The 17,312-nt window shown below is 75.2% G+C and carries 11 protein-coding genes and 2 rRNA genes; 6 read left to right on the top strand and 7 right to left on the bottom strand.

Annotated features, from left to right (window positions below):
- Positions 1 to 91: 91 nt before the first annotated feature.
- From BM048_RS18180 to BM048_RS09800, 3 genes are read right to left on the bottom strand one after another with little or no spacing between them, the layout of a single operon-like run.
- Positions 92 to 1,168: a uroporphyrinogen decarboxylase/cobalamine-independent methonine synthase family protein gene (locus BM048_RS18180; RefSeq protein WP_090032793.1), complete on the bottom strand. Its 1,077-nt coding sequence runs from the start codon at positions 1,166 to 1,168 to the stop codon at positions 92 to 94.
- Positions 1,165 to 2,334, bottom strand: a complete 1,170-nt coding sequence (gene mnmA / locus BM048_RS09805) for a tRNA 2-thiouridine(34) synthase MnmA (RefSeq protein WP_090032791.1) — start codon at positions 2,332 to 2,334, stop codon at positions 1,165 to 1,167. Before mnmA ends, BM048_RS18180 begins: the two co-directional genes overlap by 4 nt.
- A complete protein-coding gene (locus tag BM048_RS09800; RefSeq protein ID WP_090032789.1) occupies positions 2,334 to 3,548 on the bottom strand; it encodes a cysteine desulfurase family protein in 1,215 nt (404 codons plus the stop codon). Before BM048_RS09800 ends, mnmA begins: the two co-directional genes overlap by 1 nt.
- A gap of 86 nt (positions 3,549 to 3,634) precedes the next feature.
- On the opposite strand from BM048_RS09800, the gene BM048_RS09795 reads away from it, so the two are divergent.
- Positions 3,635 to 4,645, top strand: a complete 1,011-nt coding sequence (locus BM048_RS09795) for a phosphotransferase family protein (RefSeq protein WP_090032961.1) — start codon at positions 3,635 to 3,637, stop codon at positions 4,643 to 4,645.
- Between the two features lie 71 nt (positions 4,646 to 4,716).
- On the opposite strand, the gene BM048_RS09790 is transcribed toward BM048_RS09795, so the two are convergent.
- Positions 4,717 to 5,730, bottom strand: coding sequence for an electron transfer flavoprotein subunit alpha/FixB family protein (locus BM048_RS09790; RefSeq protein ID WP_090032788.1), 1,014 nt, complete (start codon positions 5,728 to 5,730; stop codon positions 4,717 to 4,719).
- 67 nt (positions 5,731 to 5,797) lie between these two features.
- Entirely contained in the window at positions 5,798 to 6,610 is an 813-nt protein-coding gene (locus tag BM048_RS09785; RefSeq protein ID WP_090032960.1) for an electron transfer flavoprotein subunit beta/FixA family protein, read from the bottom strand.
- A gap of 131 nt (positions 6,611 to 6,741) precedes the next feature.
- On the opposite strand from BM048_RS09785, the gene glgX reads away from it, so the two are divergent.
- The 5 genes from glgX (at position 6,742) to glgB (ending at position 16,639) form a co-directional block, all read left to right on the top strand.
- Positions 6,742 to 9,054, top strand: a complete 2,313-nt coding sequence (glgX, locus tag BM048_RS09780; RefSeq protein ID WP_090032786.1) for a glycogen debranching protein GlgX — start codon at positions 6,742 to 6,744, stop codon at positions 9,052 to 9,054.
- A gap of 51 nt (positions 9,055 to 9,105) precedes the next feature.
- Positions 9,106 to 11,127, top strand: a complete 2,022-nt coding sequence (locus tag BM048_RS09775) for an alpha-1,4-glucan--maltose-1-phosphate maltosyltransferase (protein WP_373308474.1) — start codon at positions 9,106 to 9,108, stop codon at positions 11,125 to 11,127.
- Positions 11,124 to 12,902, top strand: a complete 1,779-nt coding sequence (treS, locus tag BM048_RS09770) for a maltose alpha-D-glucosyltransferase (RefSeq protein ID WP_090032784.1) — start codon at positions 11,124 to 11,126, stop codon at positions 12,900 to 12,902. Before BM048_RS09775 ends, treS begins: the two co-directional genes overlap by 4 nt.
- Entirely contained in the window at positions 12,899 to 14,371 is a 1,473-nt protein-coding gene (locus BM048_RS09765; RefSeq protein WP_239079052.1) for an aminoglycoside phosphotransferase, read from the top strand. Before treS ends, BM048_RS09765 begins: the two co-directional genes overlap by 4 nt.
- Positions 14,372 to 14,452: 81 nt before the next feature.
- A complete protein-coding gene (gene glgB / locus BM048_RS09760; protein ID WP_090032783.1) occupies positions 14,453 to 16,639 on the top strand; it encodes a 1,4-alpha-glucan branching protein GlgB in 2,187 nt (728 codons plus the stop codon).
- Between the two features lie 343 nt (positions 16,640 to 16,982).
- Here the strand turns inward: glgB and rrf are convergent.
- Together rrf and BM048_RS09750 are read right to left on the bottom strand one after the other, a co-directional pair.
- A 5S ribosomal RNA gene (gene rrf / locus BM048_RS09755) occupies positions 16,983 to 17,099 on the bottom strand.
- A 104-nt stretch (positions 17,100 to 17,203) separates the two neighbouring features.
- A 23S ribosomal RNA gene (locus tag BM048_RS09750) occupies positions 17,204 to 17,312 on the bottom strand; the annotation flags it as partial.

Below are 17,312 nucleotides of genomic sequence, written 5' to 3'. Positions count from 1 at the left end.
CGCCATCGTGGCCCACCCCACCGACACGTGCACCGAGACGTGCACCGAGACGTGCACCGACACGTGTCGGCACGTGCACGTCCGGACCGGCTCAGCCCTCGGCGCGCTCCGCCACGACGAGCGCCGCGCGCGCCAGGCCCGCGAGCGCCGCCCGCGCGTCGGCCGACGACCGCCCACCGGTCCCCGCACCCCCCGCCGCACCGCCCGCCGTACCGCCCGCCGCGCCGCCGCCCGTCGACGCACCGCCGTCGAGCAGCACGACGTCCCGCAGCCGCGCCACCTCCAGCCCGGTGCGGCGCCACGGGTCGAGGAGCGTCGCGGCCTGGCCGGCGACGTCCGGGCCGGCGCACTGCGACGACGCCCGCGGGGGCAGCTGGGCCCACAGGGCGGTACCGCCCTCCACGACCTCCGCCACGCCCTCCCAAGCGGCCTCGTCGAGCCCGGCGACGGTCACCCCGACGCCGTCCACCCCGGCCGTCGTCGCCACCCGGACCGCCAGCCGCGCCGCCCCGCCGTGCACGACGACGGCCTCGGCACCGGCGGCGCGCAGCCCGTCGGCCACGGTCCGCACCCGCTCCGCTGCGACCGGTGCGGGCACCGCCCGCAGGCGCGCGTAGCCGGAGAACGACGGAAGGACCCCGGCGACGACGGCCGCCAGCAGGGGCTCGTGCAGCAGCACCTGCGGCCGCGCACCGGGCAGCGCCCGCCGGAGGGCCGCCAGGTGCTCGCCCAGACCCGCGGCCTGCGACTCGGCCAGCTCGCGCAGCGCCCCCTCGTCGCCCACCGCGCGGTCGCCGCGCGCGAGGTAGAGGCTCGCGGCCAGCGAGAGCGGCCCGAGCACGGGCACCACCCACGGGCCGTCCCAGCCGTGTGCGGCGACGGCCAGCGCGTCGACGTCCTGGCGCAGGAGCGCCGCCGCCCGCGCCGCGTCGTGCCCCGGCCGGTCCGCGAGGCGCCAGCCGTGCGGCCCGAGCTCGACCGGCAGGTCCGCGAGCAGCGCCGCGGCGCGGCCCGTCGCGTCGGCCCACGGCCCCCGCGCGGGCAGCAGCACGGAGAACGGCAGCCCGACGACGCCGTCCGGCACCTCCGCGAGGTCGCCGACGACCGTGGCCTGCGCCTCCAACGGGTCCGTCCCGGGCCAGGGGCCCGCCCCCGTGACCGCGGTCACCGGCCCTCGCCTGATGCGCCGGCGAGGGCGTCCGCCGACGCACCCGGGGGCGGCGCGTCGTCGGCAGGAGCGCGGCGGGCGCGACCCGCCCCCGTCACCGTGGCCTGGCCCAGCACGCGGTCGCCGTCGTACAGCACCAGCGACTGCCCCGCGGCGACCCCGCGCAGCCCGGCCTCCTCGGCGACCCGCACGTCGAGCACGCCGTCGCGCAGGCGCACGACCGCCGGCACCGGCGTGCCGTGCGCGCGCACCTGCACGAGGACGTCGACGGGCTCCGCCCCCGGCGCCGGCACGTACCAGACAGCCCGGTCCGCGGTGATCCATCCGACGGCGAGGTCCTCCGCCGACCCCACCACCACGCGGTTGCGGACGGGCTCGACCGCCAGCACGTACCGCGGCCGCCCGTCCGGCGCCGGGCGCCCCAGCCGCAGGCCCCTGCGCTGGCCCACGGTGAAGCCGTGCGCCCCGTCGTGGCTGCCCAGGACCGCCCCGTCCGTGTCGACGACCTCCCCGGGCCGCGTCCCCAGGGCGCGGTCGAGGAAGCCGCGCGTGTCCCCGTCGGCGACGAAGCAGATGTCGTAGGAGTCGGGCTTCGAGGCCACGGGCAGGCCCCGCGCGGCGGCCTCGCGGCGCACCTCGTCCTTCGACGCGGCGTCCCCGAGCGGGAACAGCGTGCGCGCCAGCCGCTCCGGGCCGGTGACGGCCAGGACGTAGGACTGGTCCTTCGCCGCGTCGCGGGCGCGGTGCAGCGCCGGCACCCCGTCGGGCCCGGCGACGAGGCGCGCGTAGTGCCCGGTGCAGACCGCGTCGAAGCCCAGCGCCAGCGCCTTGTCGAGCAGCGCCGCGAACTTCACGTGCTCGTTGCACCGCACGCACGGGTTGGGCGTGCGACCGGCCGCGTACTCGGACAGGAAGTCCGCCACGACGGTCCGCTCGAACCGCTCCGACAGGTCCCACACGTAGAAGGGGATGCCCAGGACGTCCGCGGCCCGCCGCGCGTCGCCCGCGTCCTCGATGGAGCAGCACCCCCGCGACCCCGTGCGGTGCTGCTCCCGCTGCCGTGACAGCGCCATGTGCACGCCGACGACGTCGTGCCCGGCCTCCTGAGCCCGCGCCGCGGCGACCGCCGAGTCGACCCCGCCGGACAGGGCGGCGAGCACCCGCATCAGGAGGCCACCTCGACCGGCGTCGCCGCGTCGAGCGCGCCGCCGACCAGCCCCGCCGCCCGCGCCCGCTCGACGGCCCCGGGCAGGACGGCCAGCAGCGCGTCGACGTCCGCGGCCGTGGAGGTGCGGCCCAGGCTGAACCGCAGCGCGCCCCGCGCGTCCGCCTCGTCGACCCCCATGGCCAGCAGCACGTGGCTCGGCTGCGCGACGCCGGCCTGGCAGGCGGAGCCCGTCGAGGCCTCGACGCCGGCGGAGTCCAGCAGGTAGAGCAGGGAGTCGCCCTCGCAGCCGGGGAAGGTGAAGTGGGCGTTGCCGGGCAGGCGCCGGCCGGTGTCGGCGGGCCCCCGCAGGACCGCGTCCGGCACCGCGGCGCGGACGCGGGCGACGAGGTCGTCGCGCAGCGCGGCCAGCGCCAGGGCGTGCTCGTCGAGCCCGGACACCGACTCCGTGACCGCCGCGGCGAAGCCCGCCACGAGCGGCGCGACGAGCGTCCCCGACCGGATGCCGCGCTCCTGGCCGCCCCCGTGCAGCACGGGCGTCACGGGCGCGTCGCGCCGCACGACGAGCGCGCCGACGCCCCCCGGCCCCCCGGTCTTGTGCGCCGAGACCGTCATGGCGTCCAGCCCGGAGGCGGAGAAGTCGACCGGCAGCTGCCCCACCGCCTGCGCGGCATCCGCGTGGACGGGCACGCCGTGGCGGTGCGCGAGCGCGACCACCTCGTCGAGCGGCTGCAGCGCCCCGACCTCGTTGTTCGCCCACATGACGGAGACGAGCGCGGTCGTCGCGGCGCGCTGCTCGAGCTCCGCCCGCAGGGCGCCCACGTCCAGCACGCCCTCGCCGTCGACGGGCAGCAGCACCACCTCGGCACCCGCGTGCTCGGCGAGCCAGAACGCCGGGTCAAGCACGGCGTGGTGCTCGACCGCGGCGACGAGGACGCGCCGCCGCTCGGGTGCGGTGGTGCGCCGACCCCAGAACAGCCCCTTGACGGCGAGGTTGTCGGCCTCGGTGCCGCCGGAGGTCCACACGACCTCGCTCGGCCGCGCGCCCAGGGCCCCCGCCACCGCCTCGCGCGACTCCTCGACGACGCGGCGCGCCGCACGGCCCGCCGCGTGCAGCGAGGAGGGGTTGCCGGTCCGCCCCCAGGCCTCCGCGAGGACCTGCCGGACGGACGGCAGCAGCGGCGTGGTCGCCGCGTGGTCCAGGTAGGCGCTCATCGTCGCCAGTCTACGGACGCCCCGACGGGCGCCACGCGGCGGTCGCACCCGCCGGTGGCCGGGCGTGACCTGGCAGGATGACCGCCGTGAGCCCCGAGGACGCCGTCGAGCTGCCGATCGCCTTCAGCGGTCAGCGGCTCGACTGGCGCGACCTGCCCCGCTCGGTCCGCACCCGCATCGAGGAGCACTGCCACGCGCGCGTCTCGGCGGTGATCGGCGCGACCACGGGCTTCTCCCCGGGCTTCGCCTCCGTGCTGGAGCTGTCGGACGGGCGCGACGTCTTCGTCAAGGCGGTGTCTCCCGAGCAGAACCCCACCTCGGTCGAGCTCGCGCGCTCGGAGCTCCGCGTGTCGGCGGGCCTGCCGCTCGACGTGCCCGCCCCCCGCCTGCAGTGGTCCTTCGACGACGGCACGTGGGTGGTCCTCGGCTTCGAGGTCGTGCACGGCTGGTCGCCGGAGCTGCCGTGGCGCGAGCAGGACCTCGCCGCCGTGCTGGACGCGCTCGTGCCCCTGGCGGACGCCGAGCCCCTGCCTGGCCACGCCCTCCCGCGCACGGACGACCTGCTGGCCGAGGACTTCACCGGCTGGCGGCGGCTGCACCTGCTGGCCGACGGGGATCCCGCCCTCCTGCACCGGCCGGGCTCGCACGACGAGCTCGTCTGGCCGGCCGAGCTCGCGGCCTGGACCCGCCACGAGCTGGAGCAGCTCGTGCTGTGGGAGCAGGACGCCACGGCGGTGCTCGCGGGTGAGGCTCTGGTGCACGGGGACCTGCGCGCCGACAACGTCCTCATCGACGCCGAGCGCCGGGTCTGGTTCATCGACTGGCCGCACGCCAGCGTGGGCGCGCCCTGGATCGACCTGGCCTTCATGCTGCCGAGCGTCAGCCTCCAGGGCGGCGGCCGCCCCGACGAGCTGTTCCGCTCCCACCCGGTGGCGGACGGCGTCCACGACGACGAGCTGCGCGCGGCGCTCGCCGGGCTGTCGGGGTACTTCGTGTGGAACGCCCGCCAGCCGGCGCCACGGGGCATCCCCAACCTGCGCCGGTTCCAGCACGCGCAGGGCATCGCCGCGCTGGGCTGGCTGCGCCGCCTGAGCTGACGCGGCGGGACCGCGCGTCCGGGGGGCCGCCGCCCGGCGGCCGCGCAGCGGCACGGCAGCCGGCGACGACGTCAGCCCCGCAGCCGCCGCAGCTCGGCGGCCGCCTGCGGCAGCACGGTGAACAGGTCGCCGACGATGCCCAGGTCGGCGATCTCGAAGATCGGCGCGTCGGGGTCGGCGTTGACGGCGACGATCGTCCCCGAGGCCTGCATGCCGCCGCGGTGGTGGACCGCGCCGGACACCCCGGCGCCGATGTAGAGCCGCGGCGAGATCGTCACGCCGGTCTGGCCGATCTGCGCGTCGTGCGCGATCCAGCCCTCGTCGGTGGCGACGCGCGTCGCGCCGACCGCCCCGCCGAGCACGTCGGCGAGCTCCTCGACCGGCGAGAAGTCGCCCTCCGTGCCGCGGCCCCCGACGACGACGACGTGGGCGCTCGACAGGTCGGGCCGCCCGCTGACGTCCCGCTCGGTGCGCTCGACGAGCGTCACGGCGGCCGCCACGGCGTCGGGGACGAGCGGCACGTCGACGACCTCCGGCGCCGTGGCCGCCTCCGCCGGCGCGGCCGGCACGGCGTTGGCCTTCAGCGTGACGACCGCGAGCGGCGTCGCCACGGCGCACCGCGTGGTCCACGTGCCCGCGAACACGGTCTTGCCGGTGACGACCCGTCCGTCCTCGACGACGACGTCGTCCGCGTCGGTGACGACCCCGGCACCCGTGCGCACGGCGAGCCGGGCCGCGACCTCCTTGTTCTCGAAGGAGGACGCGAGCAGCACCGCGCGCGCGCCGGCGACCTCGTCGAGCAGCGTCGTCAGCCCCTGGGCGACGAGGGCCGTGCCGTGCGTGCCGCCCTCCGCCACCAGCCGGTGCACGCGGGCCACGCCGAGCGTGCCGAGGTGCTCGAGCACGGCGGGCGCGGGGGTGTCCCCCTCGTCACCGGCGACCCAGACCGCCTCGACGGCGCCGCCGGCGGCGAGGCCGCGCGCCGCCGTGCACAGCTCGTCCGTGGGGGCGCGCAGCGTCCCGTCGGCCGTGTGCTCGAGCAGCACCAGCACGGGGGCGGGCGCGGCGGTCGTCGTGTCGGTCACGGTGGGGTGCCTCTCTCGGCGGACGGCGTGGTGCGGCGGGTGCGGGGAGGTGGGGCTGGTGCCGGGCCTAGACGAGCCCGCGCTCGACGAGGAACTGCGCGAGCCGCACGCCCCCGTCGCCGGTGTCCTGCACGAGCACCCGGTCCTCGCGCGGCGGACGCGGACGGGCGACGAGCACCTGCGTGCGCGCCCCGACCGCGCCGGTGAGCGCCGGGTCGACCCCCAGGTCGTCGAGCGACAGGACGGTCACCGGGGCCTTGCGCGCCGCCATGATCTGCTTGAAGCCGGGGTAGCGCGGGTCGTTGGCCTGGTCCGTCACGGACACCACCGCCGGCAGCGGGGCGCGCAGGGTCTCGCTCGCGTGGTCGAGGTCGCGCCGCGCCTGCACCGTCCCGCCCGAGGCCGCGTCGCCCTCGACCTCCAGCGCGGAGGCCAGCGGCAGCGCCGGCACGCCGAGGAGCTCGCCGAGCATCGTCGGCAGCAGCGACGTCAGGCCGTCGAGGCCCGCCATGCCCAGCACGACGAGGTCGACCGGCCGCTCCTGGCCCAGGTGGCGGACGGCGGCGGCGAGGACCTGCGCGGTGCCGACGGCGTCCGCACCGGCCACGCGGTCGTCGAGCACGTGCACGGCTGCGCCCGCGCCCATCTGGAGGGCTTTGCGCACGGCCTCGACGGCGTCCTCCGGCCCGACGGTCAGAGCGACGACCTCGTCGTCGTCGCCGCCGCGGGCCTCGACCAGCGCCAGGGCCGCCTCGACGGCGTTCTCGTCGAGCTCGTTCAGGGTGCCGTCGCCCCCGTCCCGCACGGTCCGCCCGTCGTCGCCCAGGGAGCGCTCGGACTGGATGTCGGGCACGTGCTTCACGCAGACCACGATCCTCACGCCCGCGAGGCTACCGCGCCCCGGCGACGCGCCCGCCCGCGCGTCCGCGGGAGCCCGTGAGCCGTCCACAGCCCGTCACGGCGTGGGTTCCACCCGGTCGGGCGCACCGCCCGGCCCGGCCCTGCCCCATCATGGGACCCGTGCAGCCGAGCCCGCGCCGCGACGCCCCCCCACGCCTCGGCGTGCACGTGGCCGGGGACGGCGTCGAGGTGGCGGTCCTCGCCTCGCACGCCACGGGCGTCGACCTGTGCCTGCTCGACGAGGACCCGTCGGGCGGCACCGCCGAGCGGCGGGTCCCGCTCCGCGGCCCGTCGCACGGGGTGTGGAGCGCCACCGTGCCCGGTGTGCGGCCGGGGCAGCGCTACGGCTTCCGGGCCCACGGCGCCTGGGACCCGGCCGCGGGTCTGCGGCACAACCCGGCCAAGCTCCTCGTCGACCCGTACGCCCGCGGCCTCGTGGGCGCGGTGGGGCACGGGCCCGAGAGCTACGGCCACGTCGTCGACCACGCGCTGCGGGGCGACTGGTACGGCGCCGCCGACCCCCGGGACTCCGCCGGGTCCGTGCCGCACGCCGTCGTCGTCGACGTCGCGGCACTGCCGGGTCCGGACCCGGCGGTCAACCGGCCCTGGGTCCCGTGGGACCGCACGGTCGTCTACGAGGCGCACGTGAAGGGCCTGACCGCCCTCGCCCACCACCTGCCGCCGGAGCTGCGCGGGACGTATGCGGGCCTCGCGCACCCGGCGGTCGTCGCGCACCTGCTCGCGCTCGGCGTCACCGCGGTCGAGCTGCTGCCGGTGCACGCCTTCTCCGACGAGCCGCACCTCGTCGCCAAGGGGCTGCGCAACTACTGGGGCTACAGCACGCTCGGGTTCTTCGCGCCGCACGCCGCGTACGCCACCGCGGCCGCCCGCGCGGCCGGTCCGGCGGCCGTCCTGGCGGAGCTGCGCACCACGGTCCACGCGCTGCACGAGGCCGGGCTCGAGGTCCTGCTCGACGTGGTCTACAACCACACGGCGGAGGGCGGGCAGGGCGGCCAGCACCTGTCGTGGCGCGGCCTGGACAACTCGCTGTACTACCTGCACGACGGGAACGTCCCGGCCACGTACGCCGACGTCACGGGGACCGGCAGCACGCTCGACTTCCGCCGCACGGCCGTCGTGCGCCTCGCGCTGGACTCCCTGCGGTACTGGGCGCAGGTGGTCGGCGTCGACGGGTTCCGGTTCGACCTGGCGGTGACGCTGGGCCGCGACTGGAGCGGGTTCACGCCGCAGCACCCGTTCCTCGTCGCCCTGGTGACCGACCCCGTGCTGCACGGGCTGAAGATGGTCGCCGAGCCGTGGGACGTCGGCTCGGGCGGCTGGCGCACGGGGCAGTTCCCCGAGCCCCTGGCCGAGTGGAACGACCGGTTCCGCAACGCCGTGCGCTCCTTCTGGCTCGCCGACCCCGGCCGCGCCGCCCACGGCCTGCCCGGGCACCGGCTGCGGGACCTGGCCACGCGCCTGTCCGGCTCCGTCGACCTCTTCGGGCACGGAGATCCGCCCCTGAGCCGCGGCACGGTGGCGTCCGTGAACTTCGTGACCGCCCACGACGGCTTCACGCTGGCGGACCTCGTCGCCTACGACCACAAGCACAACCTGGCGAACGGGGAGAACAACCGGGACGGGACCGACGACAACCGGTCCTGGAACCACGGCATCGAGGGCCCCGTGACGGCGGACTCCCCCGGCGCCGCGATCGTCCCGCTGCGACGCCGCTCCGTGCGGAACCTGCTCGCCACGCTCCTGCTGTCCGCCGGCACCCCGATGATCACCGCCGGCGACGAGATGGGCCGCACCCAGCAGGGCAACAACAACGCGTACTGCCAGGACGACGAGACGTCGTGGGTGCGGTGGGACCGCTCGCCGTGGCGGGAGGACCTCCTGGCCACGGCGCGGCGGCTCGTCGAGCTGCGCGCGCTGCACCCGACGCTGCGCACGCCGCGGTTCTTCACGGGGCGGCCGCGGCGCGAGGGCGGCCCGCCGGACCTTGGGTGGTACGACGCCGCCGGCGACGCCATGGACCACGCCCGGTGGCACTCGACGGACCTGCGGACGCTGCAGATGGTGCGGACGACGGACGGCACGGACGACGGACCCGGCACCGACCCCCGCACCGACCCCCACACCGACGACCGCACCGACGACCGCACCGACGGACGTCACGACGACGGCCACGACGCCACGCTCCTCGTCGTGCACGGCGGGCTGGCGCCCGTGACGGTCACGCTGGCCGCCTGCCCGGACCTGCCCGGCGGCGGGGGCGCCGCGTGGCGCCTCGTCTGGGACTCCGTCTGGGAGCACCCGGCGGAGGAGCGGTCGGCGGCGATCGAGGGCGGCCTGCGTCCCGCGCCCGACGGCACCGCGCTGCTCGAGCCGCTCAGCCTGCGGCTGTACGTCGCGGGCTGAGGGATCCCTCGTCGCGCCACCGGATGCCCGCCCCCCGACCCTGACAGTAGGTTGCCGGGTGTGACCTCCACATCGATCACGAAGGTCGGCCGCATCCCCGTCGTCGACGTCTGGCCCGTCGCCGAGGCGGGCCGGTTCCCGGCCAAGGCCGCCGTCGGGGAGGCGTTCGCCGTGCAGGCGACGGTCTTCCGCGAGGGCCACGACGCCGTCGCCGCGACCGTCGTCCTCACCCGCCCCGACGGCTCGGACCACTCCTGGCAGCGGATGCGCGACATCGCGCCGGGCCTGGACCGCTACGAGGGCACCGTGGTGCCGGATCGGCCCGGCGACTGGACGTTCCGCGTGGAGGGATGGTCCGACCCGTACGCGACCTGGGTGCACGACGCCGCCCTCAAGGTGGCCGCCGGGGTCGACGTCGAGCTCATGCTCACGGAGGGCGCGCTCCTGCTCGGGCGGGCCGCGGCCCGGCGGGGCCCGGACGCGATGACCGCCGCGGGCGCCTCGACGCTCAAGCGCGCCGTGGCCGAGCTGCGGGACACGACGCTGACCCCGGACGCCCGGCTCGCCGCCGGCCTCACGCCGGCGGTGCGGGACGCGCTGGCGGAGGCCCCGCTGCGCGAGCTCGTCACGGCGTCGGCCGCGTACCCGCTGCGCGTCGACCGTCCGCTCGCGCTGCACGGCTCCTGGTACGAGCTGTTCCCCCGCTCGCATGGCGCGACGTACGACGAGGCGACCGGCGAGTGGACGTCCGGCACGCTGCGGACGGCCGCTGACGAGCTGCCGCGGATCGCGCAGATGGGCTTCGACGTCGTCTACCTGACGCCGATCCACCCGATCGGCACCACGCACCGCAAGGGGCGCAACAACAGCCTCGACGCGCAGCCGGGCGACCCGGGCTCCCCCTACGCCATCGGATCGGCCGACGGCGGCCACGACGCCATCGAGCCGAGCCTGGGCACCTTCGACGACTTCGACGCCTTCGTCGCGCGCGCCGCGTCGCTCGGCCTCGAGGTCGCCCTCGACGTGGCCCTGCAGTGCTCCCCCGACCACCCCTGGGTCACCGAGCACCCCGAGTGGTTCACCACGCGTGCCGACGGCACGATCGCCTACGCGGAGAACCCGCCGAAGAAGTACCAGGACATCTACCCCCTGAACTTCGACAACGACCCCGAGGGCATCGCGGCCGAGATCCGCCGCGTCCTGCAGGTCTGGATCGACCACGGCGTCACCCTCTTCCGCGTCGACAACCCCCACACGAAGCCCCTGAGCTTCTGGGAGTGGCTCCTCGCGGACGTGCGGCGCGACCACCCGGACGTCATCTTCCTGTCGGAGGCGTTCACGCGGCCGTCCATGATGCTGACCCTCGCCAAGGTCGGGTTCCACCAGTCCTACACGTACTTCACGTGGCGGAACACGAAGGAGGAGCTCGAGGAGTACCTCGCGCGCGTCGGTGGCGAGGAGGCGCCGTGGCTGCGCCCGAGCTTCTGGCCGACGACCCACGACATCCTCCCGCCGTACCTGCAGCAGGGCGGGGTGGGCGGCTTCGCGGTCCGCGCGGTCCTCGCGGCGACGGGATCGCCCACGTGGGGCGTCTACTCCGGCTACGAGCTCGTCGAGAACGTGCCCCGCCCGGGCGTCGAGGAGCAGGTCGACAACGAGAAGTACGAGTTCCGCCCCCGTGACTGGTCGCAGGCGGACCGGTACGGCATCTCGCTGCTCATCGGCCGGCTCAACGAGATCCGCCGCACGCACCCGGCGCTGCAGCAGCTGCGCAACGTGCGCATCCACCCGACGAGCGACCCTGCCCTCGTCGCGTTCTCCCGCCACCTTCCGGCGGAGCACTCCCCGACGGGCCGTGCCGACACGGTCGTCGTCGTCGTCAACATCGACCCCTGGACCACGCGGGACGGTTTCGTGCAGCTCGACCTGGCCGAGTTCGGCCTCGCCCCCGACGCCGCGGTGACGGCGTACGACGTGCTCTCGCGGGAGACCTACGAGTGGGGGCCCCAGGTGTACGTGCGCCTCGACCCGCAGGTCCGCTGCGCCCACGTCGTCCACCTGGGGCAGCGGTGACGGCGACGACGGGCGCGACGCCCGCCGCCGCCCCGGAGCCGGCGCCGCTCACCGGCCAGATCGCCCTGTCCGCGCTGCCCCCGCGCCGCCAGCCCCTCGTCCCCCATCCCCACGAGACGGCGACGGGCCTGTCCGACGACCCCGAGTGGTACCGCACGGCGGTGTTCTACGAGGTCATGCTGCGCTCGTTCTCCGACTCCGACGGGTCGGGCACGGGCGACCTGCGCGGCCTCATCGCCCGGCTGGACTACCTGGCGTGGCTCGGGATCGACTGCCTGTGGCTGCCGCCGTTCTTCCCCTCGCCCATGCGCGACGGCGGCTACGACATCTCCGACTACACCGCGATCGCGCCGCAGTACGGCACGACGGCGGACTTCGCCGAGCTCATGGAGCGGGCGCACGCGCGCGGCATCCGCGTGGTCATCGACCTCGTCATGAACCACACGAGCGACCAGCACCCGTGGTTCCAGGCGTCCCGGCAGGACCCGGAGGGCCCGTACGGCGACTTCTACGTGTGGAGCGACGACAACACGCGCTACCAGGACGCGCGCATCATCTTCGTCGACACGGAGACGTCCAACTGGACCTTCGACCCGGTCCGCCGCCAGTACTTCTGGCACCGCTTCTTCAGCCACCAGCCGGACCTGAACTTCGAGAACCCGCGCGTGCGCGAGGCGATGCTCGACGTCGCCCGCTTCTGGCTGCGGATGGGCGTCGACGGGTTCCGGCTCGACGCCGTGCCCTACCTCTTCGAGGAGGAGGGCACGAACTGCGAGAACCTGCCGCGGACGCACGAGTTCCTCGCTGACGTGCGCGCGATGATCGACGCGGAGTTCCCGGGCCGCATCACGCTGGCCGAGGCCAACCAGTGGCCCGAGGACGTCGTGCACTACTTCGGCACGCCGGAGCGGCCCGAGTGCCACATGTGCTTCCACTTCCCCGTCATGCCGCGGATCTTCTACTCCATCCGCGACCAGCGGGCGACGCCGATCATCGACATCCTCGCCGACACCCCGCCCATCCCGGCGGTCGGCGGGCAGTGGAGCACCTTCCTGCGCAACCACGACGAGCTCACCCTCGAGATGGTGTCCACCGAGGAGCGTGCGGCCATGTACGGCTGGTACGCACCCGACCCGCGCATGCGCGCGAACATCGGGATCCGCCGCCGGCTCGCACCCCTGCTGGAGAACTCCCGCAAGGAGATCGAGCTCGCCCACGCGCTGCTCCTGTCGCTGCCCGGGAGCCCGTGCCTGTACTACGGCGACGAGATCGGCATGGGCGACAACATCTGGCTCAACGACCGCGACGCGGTCCGCACGCCGATGCAGTGGACGCCGGACCGCAACGCCGGCTTCTCCACGGCCGACCCGGGCAAGCTCAACCTGCCGCTGATCCAGTCCATCGCGCACCACTACAACCACGTCAACGTCGAGGCCCAGCTCGTGCAGCCGACCTCGCTGCTGCACTGGGTCCACGGCATGCTCTCCGTCCGACGCCGCCACCCCGCGCTCGGCCGCGGCGACTTCACCGTCGTGCCGTCCGACAACGAGTCGGTGCTGACGTTCCTGCGCACGACCGCCGAGGAGACGCTGCTCGTCGTCGTCAACCTGGCGGCCACCGCCCGAGCGGCGACGGTCGAGCTGCCGGACCACGCCGGGTGGGGGCTGCGCGACGTCTTCGGCGGCGCGGCGTTCCCGCAGGTCACCGCCGAGGGGCGGACGCAGGTCACCCTCGGTTCGCGCGAGTTCTTCTGGCTGGAGCTGATCCGACCGTGATCGTCCTCGACCCGCCCCGGCCCGACGACGAGGAGCTCCTCGCCCTCGTGCGCGCCTGGGCGCCCGCCCGGCGCTGGTACCCCGCGAAGGGCGTCGACGCGGAGGTCTCGGTCGTCGCCTCCGCCGACCTGTCCGTCGACGACGGGCCGAAGGGTGCCGCGACGCCGATCGGCATGGGCACGGCGGACGCGCGCGGCGACGTCCGCGTGCGCCTGCTGCTCGTCCGCGTGCTCGCCCCCTCGGTGGACGTGACCCTGCAGGTCCCGCTCGTCCTGGTGCCGGCCGTCGCCGACCCGTCCTCCCCCGAGGCGCTGGAGAACTCCGACGCACCCTCGTCGCCGGCGGAGCCCGACCCGGGCCTGCTCGGGCAGGTCGGCGCCTACACGGTCCGTGAGGGCGCCGGCGACCCGGCCTTCCTGCGCGCATGGCTCGCGGTGGCCGACGGCCCCGGCGCCGACCTGGACGTCGACCGTGCCCGCGTGCTGCGCGGCGAGCAGTCCAACACCTCGGTCGTCCTGCCCGGCACCGGGGGCGACGACGGCGCCCCCGTCGGCATCCTCAAGGTGCTGCGCGCCGTGCAGGCCGGGGAGAACCCCGACGTCGACGTCCCGCGTCGGCTCGTCGACGCCGGCTGGGACGGCGTCCCGGCACCGCTCGCCTGGCTCGAGGGCACCTGGCCGGACCCGCGGGACCCCGCCGGCCCGCCGCTGACCGGGTACCTCGCCGCCCTCGCGGCCTTCGTGCCCGCGGCGGAGGACGGGTTCGAGCTGGCGTGCGCGGTCGCGCGGGAGGGGGGCTCCTTCGCCGACGAGGCCGCCGCGCTCGGACGGGCCGTCGCCGGCATGCACGCCGCGCTCGCCCGCGCCTACGGCGTCGAGGCGACGGCGGACGGCGGGTCGGACCCCGCCGTCGTGGCCGACGCGCTGGCGACGCGATGGGCGTGGGCCTCGGCCGCGGTCCCCGCGCTGGCCCCCTACGAGGCGCCCGTCGCGGCGGTCGTCGAGCGGCTGCGGTCGGCCCCGACGGCGCCGCCGCGGCAGCGCGTGCACGGTGACCTGCACCTCGGCCAGGTCCTGCGGTCCGTCGACCGCTGGTTCATCACCGACTTCGAGGGCGAGCCTCTCGCACCGCTCGGGGAGCGCACGCGCCCCGATCTCGCGGTGCGCGACGTCGCCGGCATGCTGCGGTCGCTGGACTACGCGGCCGCCGTCGGCGGGCTCACCGGGACGACGGCGCAGGCCTGGGCGGACACGGCACGCGGCGCCCTGCTCGGGGGCTACGCCGGAGCGCTGCACGCGTCCGCCGGCGCCCACGCCGAGGGCGAGCCGCCCGCCGGGTCCGCCGAGGACCTGTTCCTCACCGCGATGGAGCTCGACAAGACGCTGTACGAGGCGGTGTACGAGGCGCGCAACCGCCCCGACTGGCTGCCGATCCCGCTCGCCGGCCTCGACCGGCTCCTCGACCGATGACTGCGCACCCGGTGTCCGCCGGGCGCGACGCGATGGGCGGGCCGACCTGCGCGGTCCCGCCGGAGATGGTGGGCTGATCCCATGACCGCAGCGGCTCCCGCACCCGTCCCCGTCGACCGCGACACCCTCCGGGCCGTCGCGTACGGCACCTCCTACGACCCGCACGGCGTCCTCGGTGCGCACCCCGGGGCGGACGGCGTGACCGTCCGCGTGCTGCGGCCCTTCGCCGAGTCGGTCGTGGTCGTCACCGACGAGGGCCACCACCCCGCGGTCCACGAGGACGAGGGCATCTGGGTCGCCGTCCTGCCGGGCACCTCGGTCCCCGACTACCGCCTCGACGTCACCTACGGCGGCACGACGACGCGCGACGACGACCCCTACCGGTTCCTGCCCACCGTCCGCGAGCTCGACCAGCACCTCATCCGTGAGGGCCGGCACGAGACGCTGTGGACGGTGCTCGGCGCGAACGTGCAGCACTACCCCGGCGCCATGGGTGCCGTCACCGGCACCTCGTTCGCCGTGTGGGCCCCCAACGCCAGGGCCGTCCGCGTCATCGGCGACTTCAACCACTGGCAGGGCCGCACCCACGCCATGCGCTCGCTCGGCGACAGCGGCGTCTGGGAGCTCTTCGTGCCCGGCGTCGCCGGCGGTGAGCGGTACAAGTACGAGCTGCTCGGCCCCGACGGGACCTGGCTGCAGAAGGCCGACCCCCTGGCCAAGGGCACCGAGGTGCCGCCCGCCACGGCGTCGGTCGTCGTCGAGTCGAACTACTCCTGGACGGACGACGAGTGGATCTCCCACCGCACGTCCACCGACCCGCACGACCAGCCGCTGAGCGTCTACGAGGTGCACCTCGGCTCGTGGCGCGCCGGCGCGAGCTACCGCGAGGCCGCGGAGCAGCTCACCGCGTACGTGCAGCAGATGGGCTTCACCCACGTCGAGCTCATGCCGGTCGCCGAGCACCCCTACGGCCCGTCGTGGGGCTACCAGGTCACGTCCTACTTCGCGCCGACCTCGCGGTTCGGCCACCCGGACGACTTCCGGTACCTGGTGGACTGCCTGCACCGCGCCGGCATCGGCGTCATCGTCGACTGGGTGCCGGGGCACTTCCCCAAGGACTCCTGGGCGCTGGCGCAGTTCGACGGCACGGCACTGTACGAGCACCCGGACCCGCTGCTCGGGGAGCACCCGGACTGGGGCACGTACATCTTCAACTTCGGCCGCAACGAGGTGCGCAACTTCCTCGTCGCGAACGCCACCTACTGGCTCGAGGAGTTCCACGTCGACGGCCTGCGCGTGGACGCGGTCGCCTCGATGCTCTACCTCGACTACTCGCGGCAGCCCGGCCAGTGGCGGCCGAACAAGTACGGCGGCCGCGAGAACCTCGACGCCATCGCCTTCATGCAGGAGGCCAACGCGACGGCCTACCGCCGCACCCCCGGCATCCTCATGATCGCCGAGGAGTCGACGGCGTGGCCCGGCGTCACCGCGCCCACCAGCTACAACGGTCTCGGCTTCGGGCTGAAGTGGAACATGGGCTGGATGAACGACACCCTGCGCTACCTGGCGGAGGACCCCGTCAACCGCCGGTGGCACCACGGGGAGATCACGTTCTCGATGGTCTACGCGTACTCCGAGCAGTACGTCCTGCCGATCAGCCACGACGAGGTCGTGCACGGCAAGGGCTCGCTGTACGAGCGGATGCCCGGGGACCACTGGCAGAAGATCGCCGGCGTTCGCGCCCTGCTCGCCTACCAGTGGACCCACCCCGGCAAGCAGCTCATCTTCATGGGGCAGGAGTTCGCCCAGCAGAAGGAGTGGAGCGAGGCCCGCGGCCTCGACTGGTACCTGCTCGACGACCCGGGCCACACCGGGGTCCAGCGCTCCCTCGCGGCCCTCAACGCCGTCTACCGCGCGCACCCCGCGCTGTGGGAGCTCGACCACTCCCCCGAGGGCTTCGAGTGGATCACGTCCGACGACGCCGAGCACAACGTGCTCGCGTACCTGCGCAAGGGTCGCGCCGGCACCAAGCCCGTCGCCGTCGTCGTCAACTTCGCCGGCGCACCCCACGAGGGCTACCGTCTCGCACTGCCGTCCGGTGGCCGGTGGACCGAGGTCTACAACTCCGACGCCGAGGAGTTCTACGGGTCGGGCGTGGGCAACCTGGGTGCCGTGACGAGCGAGGCCGTCCCGCACCACGGCCGCGCGTTCTCCGCCTCGGTGCGCGTCCCCCCGCTCGGCGCGGTGATCTTCACCCCCGAGGGCTGACCAGCACCGCCCCACCGACGGCCCCGCCCCTCCACCGGAGGTGCGGGGCCGTCGCCGTCCCCGACTTTCCTGCACCCCCAGCACCGTCGTGCTTCCGGATGCGACACAGCAGCCGTGCAGGCATGCCGCACCGGACGAGCAGCTGGCCCGACGACCGGGACCGCGATGGAGGAGCCGTCGAGCCGAGGAGCCGAGGAGCCGAGGAGGCGAGGAGCCGAGGAGAGGCGAGGAGCACCGTTGCGCCCCGCGTGTGCGGGTCACGTGTCGCCGGCGAGAAACCACGCCGTGTCTCGGGAACGACGAAAGGCCACCCCGTGTCGGGGTGGCCTTTCGTGTAATGGTTGTCCGGCGGCGTCCTACTCTCCCACACCCTGGCGGGTGCAGTACCATCGGCGCTGGTGGGCTTAGCTTCCGGGTTCGGAATGGGACCGGGCGTTTCCCCACCGCTATGACCGCCGTAACGGGGTCGAACCTGGCGCCCCGCGCACCCGGCCACGTGGTGGTGGCGGGTGGGGGTGGGTCGTGGTTCGGGAACCGCACAGTGGACGCGTAGCAGTGAATGGTGTGAGCAAGTTGTCGGCTGATTAGTACCGGTCAGCTGCGGCAGTCGTTGGTCCTGCCTTCCACATCCGGCCTATCGACCCCGTGGTCTACGGGGAGCCTCTCACCCCAC

The sequence above is a fragment of the Cellulomonas marina genome (assembly GCF_900111925.1).
GTDB classification, from domain to species: Bacteria; Actinomycetota; Actinomycetes; order Actinomycetales; family Cellulomonadaceae; genus Cellulomonas; species Cellulomonas marina.
This window is presented reverse-complemented; position numbering and strand designations above follow the sequence as displayed.

Coding starts and splice junctions, on each gene's coding strand:
- BM048_RS09800 (WP_090032789.1), bottom strand. CDS start 3,548: ATGAGCGCCTACCTGGACCACGCGGCGACCACGCCGCTGCTGCCGTCC.
- glgX (WP_090032786.1), top strand. CDS start 6,742: ATGGGACCCGTGCAGCCGAGCCCGCGCCGCGACGCCCCCCCACGCCTC.
- glgB (WP_090032783.1), top strand. CDS start 14,453: ATGACCGCAGCGGCTCCCGCACCCGTCCCCGTCGACCGCGACACCCTC.
- mnmA (WP_090032791.1), bottom strand. CDS start 2,334: ATGCGGGTGCTCGCCGCCCTGTCCGGCGGGGTCGACTCGGCGGTCGCC.